This is a genomic window from Streptomyces humicola, from assembly GCF_024436035.1.
GTDB lineage: Bacteria > Actinomycetota > Actinomycetes > Streptomycetales > Streptomycetaceae > Streptantibioticus_B > Streptantibioticus_B humicola.
Genome location: NZ_JANFNG010000004.1, coordinates 141505 through 155846, shown reverse-complemented (window position 1 = coordinate 155846; position 14342 = coordinate 141505). Strand labels below are relative to the sequence as shown.

Below are 14342 nucleotides of genomic sequence, written 5' to 3'. Positions count from 1 at the left end.
GTCGGCCCGCAGCTGATGGCCGCGTTCACCGATTCGTACAGATCACCGGAACGGGCTCGCCGCTGACACGGCGGGTGTCCGCCGCATCCCGATCGGCGCTTGGGGCATATATCCCCGTTACGGGATCAACAGGCCCGAACCCGGCACTATCTCTTGGCGGTCGGCAGGCGCAGCAGATCGCCCGGCGGGACCGTCCATTCGCGGCCGCGGAACACCACCCGGATGGGCTCCTCTGCCGAGGATGGGACGCCGATGCGCAGCTGCCCGTGGCTGAGCCGGACGGTAATTCCCCAGTGCCCGCGGTAGTGAAGGGTGAACCCGAATTCGGAGAGCTCGGGAAGGGGAGCCGGGTCGAACCACAGTGCGTCCTCGCGGGTCTCCAGACCGGTCAGGCCACGCTGGACCAGGTCGACGGTGCCGGCCATGGCCCCGAGGTGGATGCCCTCTTCGGTCGTGCCGCCCTGCACGTCCGCGACGTCACCTACGAGCGCGTCCTGGCAGTACGTCCAGGCGTCCGCGCGCCGCGCCCGGGCCAGTACCCAGCCGTGGACCAGCTCGCTGAGCGTCGAGCCGTGGCTGGTGCGGCGCAGGTAGTAGTCGACGGTGTCCCGCCACTGCTCGTCGTCGAGGTCGTAGCCGAGCTGTCGGAAGAGCCCTCGGAGTTCGGCGGGCGAGAAGAGGTAACCGAGCATCAGCACATCGGCCTGTTTGGAGGCCTGGTAGCGGTTGACGGAGTCGCCTTCGGCCTCCAGGATCCGGTCGAGTCGCCGGATGTCCCCGTAGCGGGCGCGGTAGGCGTGCCAGTCCAGCTCGGCGAGGTCGCCGTAGCCGTCGAACTGGCTGATGACGCCCCGGTGGAAGGGGACGTGCAGGCGGCGGGAGACCTCCTCCCAGCGGGCGAGTTCGCCGGAGTGCAGCTCGATGCGTTCGCAGAGCTGGGCGGCGCGCGCCGGGGGCAGCATGCGGACCACGTCGAGTGCGCGGGCGAGGACCCAGGCAGCGGCCACGTTGGTGTAGGCGTTGTCGTCGATGCCCGGTTCCTCGGTGTCGGGGTAGGCGTCGTGGTACTCGTCCGGGCCGAGCACGCCGCGGATGCGGTACCGGTCAGTGCCGGGATCGTGGACGGTGGCGCCCGCCCAGAAGCGGGCGATTTGGAGCAGCATCTCTGCACCCTTGGTGTGCAGGAACTCGGTGTCCCCGCTGGCCTGGTGGTACTGCCACACGTTGTATGCGATGGCCGAGCCGACGTGGTGCTGCAACCGGGTGTGGTCCGGAAGCCAGCGGCCCGAGCGGGGGTTGAGGTGGAGCTCCTGGGTCTCCTCGCGACCGTCCGAGCCGCTCTGCCACGGGTACATCGCACCGACGTGCCCCGCGTCCTCGGCGGCGGCAAGCGCGCGGGTCAGCCTGTGGTGACGGTAGGTCAGCAGCGCTCGGGACACCTCGGGGAAGTGCAGGTTCAGGTAGGGCAGGACGAACAGCTCGTCCCAGAAGACGTGACCGCGGTAGGCCTCACCGTGCAGTCCGCGCGCCGGGACGCCGACATCGAGCTCGGCAGTGTGCGGGGAGAGCGTCTGCAGCAGGTGGAACAGGTGGAGCCGCAGGATGCGGCCGGCCTCGTCGGGGACATCGAGCGAGGCGCGCCGCCACAGGTGGTCCCAGGCGGCGACATGGCCGGCGAGCAGCGCCTCGAAGGTCGGCGCGCGGGCTACCCGCTCGAGCGCCGCCCCCAGCGGATCGCTGATCGCGGAGTCGCGGGAGGTGTGCAGCGCGACCGTCTTGTCGACGACGGCGGGGCGGCCCGGGGCGACCTCCACGGCGAGGTGGTGAGCGGCCATGGGGCCGGTCAGATGCGAGGCCACGGCGACCGGCGGCTCGGCGGCGGTACGGGCGGCCATGGCGATGCGGATGTCGGAGGCGATGGTGGCGCACCGCAGCCAGACGGTGGTGTCGTCGCGCAGGGTCCCGGTGCGGACCGGGCCCAGGTGGTGGCCGTTCAGGTCGCGGTACCGCTCGACTCCACTGTTGGTGATTCGGCCGTCGAGCGCGGATTCGACCTCCAGCGCGCCCGACCAGTCCTCGGCGGTGAAGGTCGTCCGCATCGCGGCCAGGTGCGGATCGCCCATGTGCACCAGGCGCACCTGCTCGACGCCGAGGTGACGGCCGTGCCGGTCGCGGAAGCGCAGCCGGCGGGTGAGGACGCCGCGGCGCAGGTCGAGGAGGCGGCGGTGGCTCACCAGAGCGCTGTGGTCGGGGGAGAACCAGATGGAGGCGGGCAGGGCGTCGGTGGCGGCGATGCGCAGAGGAAGCCAGGTTGGGCAGGTTGACCAGGTCCTCGTTCTCCACCGTCCGTCCGGCGACCTCGGAGGTGAGGCGGTCGTAGCAGCCCGCCACGTAGGTGCCGGGGTAGTGGGCGGGTCCGGTGACAGACTCGGGCGCGGCACCCCGGGTGGCGAAGTAGCCGTTGCCGAGGGTGCACAGGGATTCACGCAGTCGCTCCTGGCGGGGGTCGTACCCCTCGTACACCCAGGTCCAGTCGGGCGGGCCGATCGGGGGCGTGGTCTCCATCGCTCAGCGCCCCCGTCCCGCGAGCGGCTCGACGAGGTCGGCGCCGACCGTGCACAGTGCCCGGGCGAGGGCCTTGCGGGCTGCCTGCGAGGGAGCGATGACCGACGCCGGATGAGGCGCGCGGCGGGCCTCATGAGCTCCATGGCATCGTGGGTCCGCGCTTCCGGCAATGCGACGACAAGCAGTTGTGGCACCCGACGGCTACGGCGGGCCGGCGCCGATCGGCGGAGCACCGGTGGAGGCGGCCGCTCGGGGACCAGGCTCAGGATCGCGGCCCGGCGACCGGGGGCTCGAAGCGTTGTCGCCGTGTGGCGGTGAGCCGGCATTCGACGTCGACGACGCCTTCCACGGCGCGGGTGAGCCGGGCGGCGATGGGGATGAGCGAGGCGTCCGGGATAAGGCCGCGCAGGGTGACCGCACCCTCGTCCACCGTCACCTCCACGGGTGGCGAGGCGTTCGGGAAGAGCAGCCCGATCACGTCGCGGCGCACCTCGTCCCCGATGTCCTGGTCGGTGCGGAGGAAGACCTTCAGCAGGTCGCTGCGGCTGACGACGCCCGCCAGGTGCCCCTCGGCGTCGATCACCGGCAGCCGCTTGACGCGGCCGTGGGCCATGATGCGCGCGGCCTGGGCGAGGGTGGCGTCCGCGTGCACGGTGAGCGCAGGGGTGGACATCAGCTCCTCGGCGGTGGTCGCCCCGGCCTTGGCGAGGTCGGCGAGGCGGCTCAGCTGTTCGATGCGGGAGGGGTCGCTGTCGCGGAACTCCTCCTTCGGCAGCAGGTCGGCCTCGGAGACGACGCCGATGACACGGCCCTCGCCTGCGAGCACGGGCAGGGCGCTGACCTTCCACTGCTCCATCGTCCGGACGATCTCCTTGAACGAGGCGCTGCGGCCCACGGCGACGACGGTGTGCGTCATGACGTCGGAGACGATGTGCGGGCTGTGCGGCATGACGTGCCTCATCTCAGTGAATCCGGCGAAAACGGTTGTGCGCGACCGCGGGACAGACGCGGTCACATGACCAGAGTCCGTCTCTCATACTTGATCGCCCATGGGCCGTTCGGCCTCCCGTGGGTCCGAACCGGCCCTCGGCTGCTGTGTCAGTGGACTGCTGTGCGGCGGCGCAGCCAGCGGTGAAGTTCGTCGGCGCCCCACACGGTGACCGGGTACGGCAGGAGGAGCGCCAGATCGTGGGCGGGCAGAGCGGATGTTCCGAGGAGCGCTTGCATGGGCGGGGCGTAGACGAAGAAGGCGGCGAGAACGAGTTCGGCGGCGATGGCGGCCAGCAGATACGGGTTGCTGAAGACGCCGATCGAGCGGAGGGAGGCGCGCTGGGTGCGCACGGCGAAGGCGGTGCCGATCTGGCCGGCGATCATGCCGAGGAAGCTCATGGTGGTGGCCTGCAGGTAGGCGTGGTGCAGAGGGGCGCCGGGGCCCGTGGGAGCGCCGGGGTGCCAGCCGGCCCGGGTCAGGACGTAGAAGAAGCCGCCCATCTGCAGCGCCGCGACGATCAGCCCGAGGAACAGCCATGCGCGCACCAGCATGGGCGCGCGGATGACGGGTTCGTTGTGCGGACGTGGCGACTGCTCCATGGTGCCGGATTCGGTCGGCTCCCGGCCGAGAGCCAGTGAGGGCAGCGTCTCGGTGCCGACGTCGAAGGCGAGCAGTTGCAGCACGGTCAGCGGCAGCGGGACCGCGCCTCCGGCGAGCGCGAAGACCAGGAACGGCACGACCTCGGGGGTGGCGTGGGCGAAGATGTAGATGATGAACTTGCGGACGTTGTCGTAGACCTGACGGCCCGCCTCGATCGCGGCGACGATGGTGGCGAAGCTGTCGTCGGTGAGCACCATGGTCGCCGCCTCCCGCGCGACATCGGTGCCCGAGCGGCCCATCGCGATCCCGATGTCGGCGCTGCGCAGAGCGGGGGCATCGTTGACACCGTCCCCGGTCATGGCGACGACGTGCCCCTCGGCGCGCAGTGCCTCGGCGATGTGCAGCTTCGCCTCGGGGGAGGAGCGGGCGAAGACGATCTCGCGGCCGTCGGCCAGGAATGCGTCGAGCTGTTTCTCGTGCAGGTGGCCGAGGGCTTGTGCGTTGATCACCGTGGGGTCCTCGCCGCCGACGCCGACCTGGCGGGCGATGGCCGCCGAGGTGAGGGGGTGGTCGCCGGTGATGACGATGATGCGGATGCCTGCAGAGTGGCAGCGGGCGACGGCCTCGGCTGCGTCCGGGCGCGGCGGGTCGAGCAGGGTGACCAGGCCGAGGAAGCACAGTTCGCGCTCGGCGTCGTCGCGGGCGGGCGGCTCCTGGCCTGGTGGCAGGGCGCGGCGGGCAAGTGCGAGCACCCGCAGTCCATGGCCGGCGAACTGCTCGACCTGCGAAGTGATGCGGGCCCGCTCAGCCTCGCTGAGCGCGATCCGTTCGCCGTCCGGCGTCAGGACGCCGTCGCAGCGTGGCAGGACAGATTCCGGGGCGCCCTTGGTGTGCAGCCAGTCGCAGGCCGTGTCGGCGTCCAGGGTGGACATCAGCTTTCGCGTGGGATCGAACTCGTACTGGTGGCGCCGCCGTCGCTCCCGGGCGGTCGGGTCGACGTCCGCGCCGAGCAGACGGGCGGCGAAGAGTAGCGCGATCTCGGTGGGATCACCGACGGCTCGCTCCGCAGGACCGCCGTCCCCCGGTTCGCCGGATTCAAGGAACGCGTTGGTACAGGCCACCGCACACTCCGTCAGAGCGGTAATCGAGGCGTCCGGCTCCCGAACGTGCGCATTCGGGCCGAGGTCGACCACCGCGCTGCTGGTCCAGGCGGTCATGGGGCGCATGCGGTTCTCGGTGAGCGTCCCCGTCTTGTCGGTGCAGATGACGTCGGTCGATCCCAACGTTTCCACGGCGCTGAGGCGTTTGACCAGCGCTCCCCTGCGGGCCAGTGCGCTCACTGCTACCGCCAGAGCGAGGGTGATGACAGGTAGCAGTCCCTCGGGGACATTGCCGGCGAGCAGGCCGACGGCGAAGACGACGCTGTTTCTGATCGACAGGCCGGCGCCGAACATGGCCACGGGGACGAAGGCGATCGCCATGCCGATGGCGATGCAGGCGATCAGCCACGCGACGCGACGGACCTGCGCCTCCAGTGGGCTCGGCCGTTCTTTCACGCGTTCGGACAGGGCGGCGATCCGTCCCAGCTGGGTGTGCATGCCCGTGGCGAACACAACGCCTTGGGCTTCGCCGCCGGTGCAGTTGCTGCCGCTGAAGACGAGATCCGGAGCATCCAGGCGGTGGGCCGCGAGGTCGGTCAGCTCCGCTGAGCGCAGCACCGGCACCGACTCACCGGTGAGCGTCGACATGTCCACGTCGACGGCACCGGACAGCAGCCGGATGTCGGCCGCGATGCGGTCTCCCTCTTCGAGCACGACGATGTCACCCGGGACGAGCGCGGTGGCCTCGATGAGGGCAGGTTCGCCGTCGCGCAGCACTGTGGCGTGTTGGGGCAGATACTGAGCCAGCGTCTCGACGGCTCGTTCGGCCTCCATTTCCTGTACGAAGGCGAACAGCGCGTTGAGCAGGATCACCAGCAGTACGGCGATGGCGACCGTTTGGCTGCCAACGGCGAAGGACAGCGCTGCCGCGACCCACAGCAGCATGGCGAGGGGATGCGTCACCTGCCGCGCCAGTTCCTGGGGCCATTGGCGCCCACCGCGCCTTCGCAGTTCATTCGGCCCGTACTGGACGAGCCGCCGTGCGGCCTCCCGTGTCGACAGTCCGTGGCGTGAGGCGTGCAGATGACGCAGCAGCAGATCCGGTGGCTCCTCCGGGGTCGGCTCCATGAAGGTCTGGACCCGCGTCGCCGTCTCCTTGCTCCCCTCGGACATCGCTCACCCCATCGTGATCTACGGATCCACGCTAAGCCCACGCAGACGAGGACGCCGCGACGCGCGGTCCAAAGGGGTGGTGAGGCCTGCACCGCGCACAAGCGACGGGGAGGACAATCCGGGTGCGGTTGTCTCGTACGGCGTTGATGGCGCCCTCGTTGAGGACTGGACCGCATTCCCCCGAGCGGGGACCTTCGGCCCCTCCACCGCTGAGCCGCCCGCGCGTGAGCGTGGAGATGACAGGGCCTGAGGACGCACACAGCGGCGGGGATCGCGCAGTGCCGGAGATGTGGGAGGACGGCATGAACCGCTCGGCCACCAAGCAGGTTCCTCAGGTCCAGGTGAGGGTTCAAGGCGACGTCCCGCCGGAGTTGGTGGAGGCCGTGCGGACCAAGGTGCTGGACGTTGTCGCCGGGCCGATGGGCTCGTGCTGTTCGCAAGGACGAGACTGGCCCAGGGGCGGGACCCGGCAGTGCGGCGGTCGGCGATGGCTCAGGCCGCTGTGGATGTCAACGGCCGCTCGGCGCGGGCGCGCGTGGCTGCAGGGTCGGTGCCGGAGGCAGTCAACCTGCTGTGTGACCGACTGGAGCACCGGCTTGCGCGGCTGAGCCGGGGCTGGGCGGCCCGGCGAGCGGCATGCCGCAGGCGGCCGCGCACGAGTGGTGCCGTGGCAGTGAACCCGCGCACCGCCCCGACTTCCACCGCTACGACGGGCACTACGGCCTGATCACACCGCCGACTAGTGCCGAAGGAAGGAGAGGGAAGATGGTCGTCGCCGGCGACTGGTACAACGAGCTCGGCTCCCACATGCGGCTCACCACGGACCCGTTCGGGGGCGTCACCGGGACCTACGTCTCGGCCACGGGGCACTCGGCCGGCCCGTACGCCCTGGTGGGGCGCTACGAAACGACCACACGACCCGGCTACGGCACCGTCCTGGGCTGGACGGTGGCCTGGCACAACGACCGCAGCGACGCCGAGTCCGTCACCAGTTGGAACGGCCTGTACCTCGACGACGGGAGCAACGAGCGGATCTACGCCACCTGGCTGCTCACCATGGTGGCAGCCGAGACCAACGCCTGGGAATGCACCACTGTCGGACAGGACACCTTCACACGCCAGGTGCCCGAGCTCGATCAGGCCAGCCTCCACATGCGGCTGGGCAAGCTGGCCGAACCCGCCTCCCACCCCACGGGCGTCACCATCACCCATGCCCGCTGACCACACCCGGCGCCCAAAGAGCGCAACACCGGCAACGATCAAACAACCACAACCACTTGGAGGCCTCCGGTGACCGTCATGGAGATCTTCGGCGACGTCCTGACCCGAACACTGGGTGTGGCCCCGGCAACGGTGACCGCCAGGTCACCGTTGGGCATGTCACGCTCAGCGGCACCGTGGAGCGTAAGAGCCTCGTTCCGCTCGCGATACGCCCGTGCGAGACCGTGGACGGCACCGTCGACGTCACCAACCGCATGGAGTACGAGATCGACGACACGGTGCGCCAAGCGGCGATACGGCGATGAGAGCAGCGAGGCCCCTGGCCCGGGGTACCGACCTCCCCGGGCCAGGGGACTCGAACAAAGACGGCGGGGAGGACAACCCGCTTGTTGGGGTATTAGCTTGCGCGGTGCGCGGATTGCTGCTCCGCTGCTCCGCGTCTGCGCTCCGTCCTCCTCGTCACTTTCAGTAGGCCCCACCGCCCGGCAGCCGTACAGGGCCTAATGGGTACGTCGATGGGCCATCCGACCCTCTTGGGGTATGCAGCCAGAGCATGCGCCACGTGGCCGTGGGCTCCGGTCAGGTCATGCCTGTACAGACCTGTGCGGTACGACGACGACCGGGCATTGGGCGTGGTGCATGACGCCTTGGCTGACCGAGCCGAGCAGCAGTCCGGGGAACCCTCCCATCCCGCGGGTGCCCACCACCAGGGCGATCGCATCGGCGCCCGCCTCGCTGAGCACGTGCACGGGATGCCCGCGTACCAGCTCATGCCGCACGTGCACCTCGGGGTACTTCTCCTGCCAGCCCGCGGTGGCCTCCGCCAGCACTCGCCGCCACTCCTGCTCGGTGTCGGCATCGGGTTCCGTGTCTCGGTAGGCCGGTCGCCACGCCGCCAGGGCCAGCAGGTGGGCGTCGCGGAAGGCGGCTTCCTCGAAGGCGAACTCCACTGCCGGCCTCGAGACCTCGGAGCCATCGACCCCCACCACGACCAGATGGGACGGTCCGCGCGCGGCGCGCTCGCTTCCCCTGACCACGACCACCGGGCACGAGGCCTGCGCCATCAGGGGCATCCCCACCGCGCCGCGGGTGAACACATCCCGCGCCGTGCCCAGCTGCCGGGAGCCGACGACCACCATCGTGGCGCCGTGTGCCCGCTTGGCCAGCACCTCGGCCGGCCGTCCATCGGCGCGCTCAGCCACCACCACAAGATCTGGGTGTCGGCGCAGCACCGAGTGACGCAGGGCCTCGAGTTCCCGGACACAGGCGGTGCGCACCGCCGCGTGCCACGGCGACCAGAGTCTGTCCAGCTCGGCTGTGCGGTACCCGTGAGGGGGTTCCTCGATGGCGTGGACCATGTGGAGCGGCAGATGCCGGAGCGCGGCCTCATCCGCGGCCCAGGCCAGCGCCCCGAGAGCCCCTTCTGCGGTCGGCGTGAAGTCCACGCCGACGACCACAGCCGCGTGCTCGGCTGACGTTTCCATGCGCTTTTCACCTCCTGCTCAGGGCGCTGCTCGAGCGCCGCCCCACCTGGCTGACGGATAGGTGGGGTGCCACGCAGCTAGGGCGCCTGCAGCGGACTGCACACAGCGTCGTCGCGGGCCAGCCGTTCCATCGCCTCCCGGTACTCCCGCCGGTCGCAACGCCCGCCATAAGCCTGCCGACGAGCAACTGCTCGGCCTGCTCGGATCGCCGCTCCCATCGCGCACCGCCCTCGGGCGACCTGGCAGATTTGTCCTCGGGCCGACGCACGGCACCGCGACGAGACGCGGGCTGTGCGGGATGCATGTTCAACAGTCCCCGCGTGCACATCTGCAGCACGACAACCAAGATGATCAGGAAAGCCATGGCGACCGCCTCCCGCCGGAAACGGGTATGACAGCAGCTTCCCCCTTGTCGGCCTCCTGGGTACACGGGCCACAGGTCCCTACGTCGAAGACGGGTGTCCTGCGCGTGTGCGGCCCTGCGAAGGCGATGCCGCTATGACAGGAACGATGACTTCCCAGGGCCAGGGGATGCCGTGGCGTGAACTCACTGCTGCCACCGGCCTTCCTGGGGTCAACGTGTGTCGTGGAGCTGGTCGAGGCCGACCATAATTACCTCTCCTCGTGCTTCGGCGGCGCGAAGTTCAGGGGTGAATCCGGCGCCGCTGTAGACGGGCAGGGCGTGGCTTAAGTCCTCACCTCTGGCGGCGAGGAGGGTCAGGACGCGGCGGAGCCGCTTCAGGTACTCGACGCCCATCACCTCGTCCCAGCGTGCCTGAACGACAACCCACGCCCCCTTCGCCTGGATGAAGACCGCCGCCGAGATCCTCGAACGCCTCGCCTCGTCTCGTGAACGGATTCCCGGCGCAGGACATTAGATGGCGGTGACGTGGTCGACCACGCCGACGACATCGCCGATCTCCCCTATCTCCTCGAGCAGTTGGGGAATCAGGCTCCGGTCCAGCCGCCCCTCGACGTCGACCACTCCGTTGGTGACGTGTACGCCGACGGCACCGCGGTCGAGCCGGAACTCGTGCTCGATGATGCGGGATTCGATCTCCTCGCGGATCTTCGCATCGTCGCGTATGAGGGCTTGCAGCAATGCGATCCGGCGTACGACACCGACCAGCCGGCCCTTGTGGTCGGTCACCGGCAGCCGCTTGAGGCGGGAACGGGCGGCCAGCCAGGCGGCATCGGCGACCGGCGTACCGGGGTGGACGCTGATCGCGGGTGCAGTCATCAGGGTGGACGCCGTCTCGCCCTGGGCCTTGTCGTAGAGCCGGTGTTCGCGGAGCCTGCCGATCGGGCCCGAATGCTGCTCGGTGGCCTCCACAGCGGCCTTCGCCAGCAGGTCGGACTCCGATACGACACCGAGGACGTGGTCGTCGGCGTCGACGACCGGGGCGGAGCTGAGGTGGAGACGCGAGAGGGTCCGGGCGATGTCGAGGAACGGCATCGTGTCCGGGACCGAGACCGCCGGTACATCCATCACCTCCCGAACCGGCTGCTGCGCGGCCGACGGGCCCTCCGGCCTCGGATGCTCCAGTGGCGCCGACTGGGGCTCGGGCTCGCCGAAGGTCTGCGGCCTTTCTGCGGCCCGCGCCGCCGACGTCGCGGCGACTGCGCCGAGGTAGCGCATCAGCATGTCCTGGCGCTGCTGTTCGTCCGGCCGCCACGTGCGGCCCGGCAGGGTACGGCGCGCTTCTGATCCGGCGGCGTGGTGCTCGCGCTCGCTCACGGTGCCTCCTCGTTAGCTTCTCCGCCCGTTCACGTGCGTCGCTGGCGGTGACCGCAGTCGGTCATTGCCAGTGATGCCAGTCTTCCGCCGCTGCGCACGGGGACGGCAAGGTGCGCAATGGCCCAGGTATGGGACGGATGGCCCATACCCCGGCGGGCGGCGCAGACAGCGCAATAGCAGGCGACAGGCTCAGGCCCGTGTGGACACTGGAAGAGGGGCCGAGCAGGAGGAGGGCTCTCATGGCGGGGTTCCGGGATTTCCTGATGCGGTTCCGCCCGGCCGGCACCCCCGGGGCGGCCACCGGTGTGCCCGCGGACCGCTCGGCCGAGATCGCCGCCGAACTCCAGCCGTCCCTGTCGCTGCTGGACGACGCCGAGTCGCAGGCCCGGTCGATACGGGACGCGGCAGCACAGGACGCCGAACGCATCCGGCATACCGCGGACCGGCAGGCCGCGCAGATCCTGGCACAGGCAAGGGAGCGTGCCGCGCAGGTCAGGGGGGATGCCGTGGCCCGGGTGCGCGACGCTGCCGAGGCCGAGGCAGCCGAGCTCCTCGCCTTCGGGGAACGCGAAGCCGACCAGCTGTGCCGCCGGGCCAGGGAACGGATGCCCGAACTCGTCGAGCGGGTGGTGGCGGACATAGTCCAAGGACTCGGCGAGGGGGGAGCTTGAGTGGGCGCGGGATGGGTGGCCGGCGTGACGCGGGCGCGGGCCATGCACTCCTCCCGGTGCGTGGGCGCTTCCGGCGCCCGGGAGGTGGCGGCGGCCGTGACGCTCGGCGAGGCGGTGCGCTACCTGGCCGCGGGTCCTTACCGGCGCCACCTGGCGACGGAGGCCACCCTTGCCGAGGCGCAGCGGGTGGTCGCGGCGGCCCTGCTGTGGCATCTGCGGGTGCTCGCGGGCTGGCAGCCGCGAGCCGGCGTGAGCGCGGTGCGGCTCCTTGCCGCCGGGTTCGAGATTGCCAACGTCGAAAGCCATCTGCGGTCGCTGGAAGATCCGGCGGGGGCAGCGCCGGAGCCCTACCGGCTCGGAGCTTTGGCGACGGCCTGGCCTCGGCTGGCCAGGACGGGAACACCGGCCGACGTGCGAGCCGTGCTGGCTGCCTCGGCCTGGGGCGACCCGGGAGGCGACTCCCCCGCCGCGGTGGCCACCGGGATGCGGATCGCGGCTGCCGAGCGCACTGCCGCCGCTGTGCCGTGGGCGGAGGGCTGGGCCTCGGGCCGTGCCGCTTTGCTCGTCGCCCGCGAGAGGTATCTGGCTGACCGCCCCATGACATCGCCGACCGCTCGGCGCGCCGCCCGCATCCTCGGCGCTGGGGCCGTCGGCGCCCCGTCCTTCGCGGAGTTCCGCCAGCGCCTGCCGCGCGTGGCGCGATGGGTGATGGACGGTGTCGACGACGCGCGCAACCTGTGGCGGGCCGAAACACGTTGGTGGACGCGGCTCGAGCAGGATGGCTTCGACCTGCTGAGGGGCTCCCGCTTCGATGCCTCCGCGGTCATCGGGGCCATCGCGGTGATGTCGGCCGACGCGTGGCGGGTGCGGGCCGCTCTGGAGCTGGCCGCACGCGGCGGGCAGCCGCTGGAGGCGTTTGATGCCCTGGTCTGAGTTCTGGCCCCATTCCTGGTCGGCGGTGACGCCAGTGCCCATGCAGCGGATCGCGATCGTCGCACCTTGCGCGGCGCTGCGCGAGACGCTGGTCCGCGTCGCCGATGCGGGCTGTGTGGAGATCGACTGGATCGACGAGGCCGGGCACCGTACGCGGGGAGCGGCGGTGCAGCGGCTCCAGCGCCTCCAACGGCGGCGCACGGCGCCGGTCGACGCCGTGCTGTGCGTCGGTGCGCCCGACCTCGACGCGCTGGAGCGTGACGGCCGCGCCGATCTGCTCACCGGCGAGGCACAGTTGGAGGAGTGCCTAGCGGGCGCGGTGCGGCGAGGGGCGGCTGCCGCGCTCGCGGGATGGTGCCCCGCCGCCGAGCTTGCGCGGCTGGTCGGGAGCCTTTCCGACTGCGGTGGCGTGGTCGTGCCGTTGCGCAAGCCCCGCGGCGTCGATCCACCGACCCTGCTGCGTAACAGGGGAACGATGCGGCGCTCGCTGACGCCGCTGGTGACCACGTACGGGACCGTGCCGTACGCGGACGTCGACCCCACGTGGCCTGCCGGGCTCGTCTACGTGGTGATGTTCGGTGTGATGTTCGGCGACGTCGGGCATGGTGCGCTGCTGCTCTGTGCCGCGCTCCTGCTCTACCTGCGCCGTCCCCGGCGGCTGGCGCCGCTGCACACGATCTGGCCCTTCATTGCAGGTGCGGGGGTGGCGAGCACTGTGGCGGGTGTGGCGTACGGCGAGTTTTTCGGCCCGACCGGTGTGGTGCCGGTGCTGTGGCTCAATCCGCTGGAGCAGCCGGAGCGGCTGCTGGCGTACGCCGTGGCGTTCGGGGGCGTGCTGCTCGCGTTCGCCTACGGGGCGGGGATCGTCAACCGGTGGCGGGAAGGCGGTCCGTCGAATGCTCTGTACGCCTCCTCCGGGCTGGCCGGCTCCGCACTCCTGCTCGGACTCGCGGTCGTCGGCGGCGGGGTGTATCTGCATCATCTCTGGTTCGCCGTTGCGGGCGCCGTGGTCGTGGCCGTGGGTCTGGTTCTTGCCGGTACCGGAATCTTCGCCGCCTCGACCGGCGGGTTCGGCGGGGCGGTCCAGACGGGGATCCAACTCTTCGACGCGGTGGTGCGTATCGGTTCGAACGTCGTCTCCTTCGCACGGCTCGCGGCCTTCGGGCTCACACACGCCGCACTCGGCGCGATCGTGTGGCGCGGTACGGAGGCGCTCGTCCACCGGGGGCCGGGCGCGCTGGTCGCGGGCCTGCTCGTCTTCGCGGTCGGCAATCTACTCGCCTTCGCGCTGGAGGCGCTGGTGGCTGGGGTTCAGGCGCTGCGCCTTGAGTTCTACGAGTTGTTCTCCCGGCTCTTCGAGGCCCAAGGCCGTCCGTTCCGCCCCTGGCACGTGCCCGTTCAACGCACGCCCGTTCAACGCACGGAGGTGGCGCCTTGATCACCTGGCTCATCGCACTTCCCGCCGTCGCCGCCGCCCACTTCGCGCTCCGACCGCTGCTGCGGCGTCTGGTCCGGCGGCGTGACCGGGCGGCGCTGAGGTGGCTCCTCGGAGGCAACGTGCTGCTGCTCGGCGGTGCGCTGGCGCTGCTCGTCGTGGCGCTCAGCGGCGGCGCCGCCCGGGCGGCTCCCGAGGCGGCGGCTCACCCTGCCGGCTATGGCTCGGCCGCCTTGATCGGCGCCGCCGTCGCGGTGGCCGGATCGACGATCGGGGCGGGAATCGCCGTGGCCTACACCGGAGCGGCCGCGCTCGCCATGATGAGCGAGCGGCCCGAGCTCTTCGGCCGGGCCATGGTGATCGTCGGACTCGCCGAAGGCATCGCCATCTACGGTCTTGTGGTCGCGGTCCTCCTCATCGGGAAGTCCTGA

11 protein-coding genes and 1 pseudogene are annotated in these 14342 nt (G+C 70.8%); 6 read left to right on the top strand and 6 right to left on the bottom strand.

The features are described 5' to 3' along the window. Window positions 1-146: 146 nt before the first annotated feature. The 3 genes and pseudogenes from NGB36_RS08455 to NGB36_RS08445 all read right to left on the bottom strand — a co-directional run bounded on the left by NGB36_RS08455 (window position 147) and on the right by NGB36_RS08445 (window position 6429). Window positions 147-2565 (bottom strand): annotated as a pseudogene (locus tag NGB36_RS08455) (glycoside hydrolase family 65 protein). A gap of 262 nt (window positions 2566-2827) precedes the next feature. After that, complete coding sequence (locus tag NGB36_RS08450; protein WP_255919526.1) at window positions 2828-3514, bottom strand: CBS domain-containing protein; 687 nt, start codon at window positions 3512-3514, stop codon at window positions 2828-2830. A gap of 149 nt (window positions 3515-3663) precedes the next feature. Further along, the gene (locus tag NGB36_RS08445; protein ID WP_255919525.1) at window positions 3664-6429 is read right to left on the bottom strand and encodes a cation-translocating P-type ATPase; all 2766 of its coding nucleotides are present in this window, start codon (window positions 6427-6429) and stop codon (window positions 3664-3666) included. A gap of 636 nt (window positions 6430-7065) precedes the next feature. Here NGB36_RS08445 and NGB36_RS08440 point away from each other — a divergent pair. Both NGB36_RS08440 and NGB36_RS08435 read left to right on the top strand, forming a co-directional pair. After that, complete coding sequence (locus tag NGB36_RS08440) at window positions 7066-7650, top strand: avidin/streptavidin family protein (protein WP_255919524.1); 585 nt, start codon at window positions 7066-7068, stop codon at window positions 7648-7650. A 176-nt stretch (window positions 7651-7826) separates the two neighbouring features. Next, complete coding sequence (locus NGB36_RS08435; protein ID WP_255919523.1) at window positions 7827-7955, top strand: hypothetical protein; 129 nt, start codon at window positions 7827-7829, stop codon at window positions 7953-7955. Between the two features lie 279 nt (window positions 7956-8234). Here the strand turns inward: NGB36_RS08435 and NGB36_RS08430 are convergent, their stop codons facing one another. The 3 genes from NGB36_RS08430 to NGB36_RS08420 all read right to left on the bottom strand — a co-directional run bounded on the left by NGB36_RS08430 (window position 8235) and on the right by NGB36_RS08420 (window position 10872). Beyond that, window positions 8235-9134, bottom strand: coding sequence for a universal stress protein (locus tag NGB36_RS08430; RefSeq protein WP_255919522.1), 900 nt, complete (start codon window positions 9132-9134; stop codon window positions 8235-8237). Between the two features lie 574 nt (window positions 9135-9708). Continuing rightward, entirely contained in the window at window positions 9709-9891 is a 183-nt protein-coding gene (locus NGB36_RS08425; RefSeq protein ID WP_255919521.1) for a hypothetical protein, read from the bottom strand. Window positions 9892-10008: 117 nt separating this feature from the next. Then, window positions 10009-10872 (bottom strand): CBS domain-containing protein, encoded by an 864-nt coding sequence (locus tag NGB36_RS08420; protein ID WP_255919520.1) that lies wholly within the window; start codon window positions 10870-10872, stop codon window positions 10009-10011. 239 nt (window positions 10873-11111) lie between these two features. On the opposite strand from NGB36_RS08420, the gene NGB36_RS08415 reads away from it, so the two are divergent. The 4 genes from NGB36_RS08415 to NGB36_RS08400 are packed head-to-tail and all read left to right on the top strand — an operon-like array spanning window position 11112 to window position 14342. After that, the gene (locus NGB36_RS08415) at window positions 11112-11543 is read left to right on the top strand and encodes a hypothetical protein (RefSeq protein ID WP_255919519.1); all 432 of its coding nucleotides are present in this window, start codon (window positions 11112-11114) and stop codon (window positions 11541-11543) included. Next, window positions 11544-12476, top strand: coding sequence for a V-type ATPase subunit (locus NGB36_RS08410; RefSeq protein WP_255919518.1), 933 nt, complete (start codon window positions 11544-11546; stop codon window positions 12474-12476). Window positions 12477-12516: 40 nt separating this feature from the next. Continuing rightward, window positions 12517-13914: a V-type ATPase 116kDa subunit family protein gene (locus NGB36_RS08405; protein WP_255919517.1), complete on the top strand. Its 1398-nt coding sequence runs from the start codon at window positions 12517-12519 to the stop codon at window positions 13912-13914. Further along, complete coding sequence (locus NGB36_RS08400; protein ID WP_255919516.1) at window positions 13911-14342, top strand: ATP synthase subunit C; 432 nt, start codon at window positions 13911-13913, stop codon at window positions 14340-14342. The genes NGB36_RS08405 and NGB36_RS08400 overlap by 4 nt, the downstream gene beginning before the upstream one ends.

Excerpts from the sequence above, each read along its gene's own strand:
- NGB36_RS08405 (WP_255919517.1), top strand. The coding sequence starts at position 12,517 with ATGCAGCGGATCGCGATCGTCGCACCTTGCGCGGCGCTGCGCGAGACG.
- NGB36_RS08450 (WP_255919526.1), bottom strand. The coding sequence starts at position 3,514 with ATGCCGCACAGCCCGCACATCGTCTCCGACGTCATGACGCACACCGTC.
- NGB36_RS08445 (WP_255919525.1), bottom strand. The coding sequence starts at position 6,429 with ATGTCCGAGGGGAGCAAGGAGACGGCGACGCGGGTCCAGACCTTCATG.
- NGB36_RS08430 (WP_255919522.1), bottom strand. The coding sequence starts at position 9,134 with ATGGAAACGTCAGCCGAGCACGCGGCTGTGGTCGTCGGCGTGGACTTC.
- NGB36_RS08415 (WP_255919519.1), top strand. The coding sequence starts at position 11,112 with ATGGCGGGGTTCCGGGATTTCCTGATGCGGTTCCGCCCGGCCGGCACC.
- NGB36_RS08440 (WP_255919524.1), top strand. The coding sequence starts at position 7,066 with ATGCCGCAGGCGGCCGCGCACGAGTGGTGCCGTGGCAGTGAACCCGCG.
- NGB36_RS08425 (WP_255919521.1), bottom strand. The coding sequence starts at position 9,891 with ATGGGCGTCGAGTACCTGAAGCGGCTCCGCCGCGTCCTGACCCTCCTC.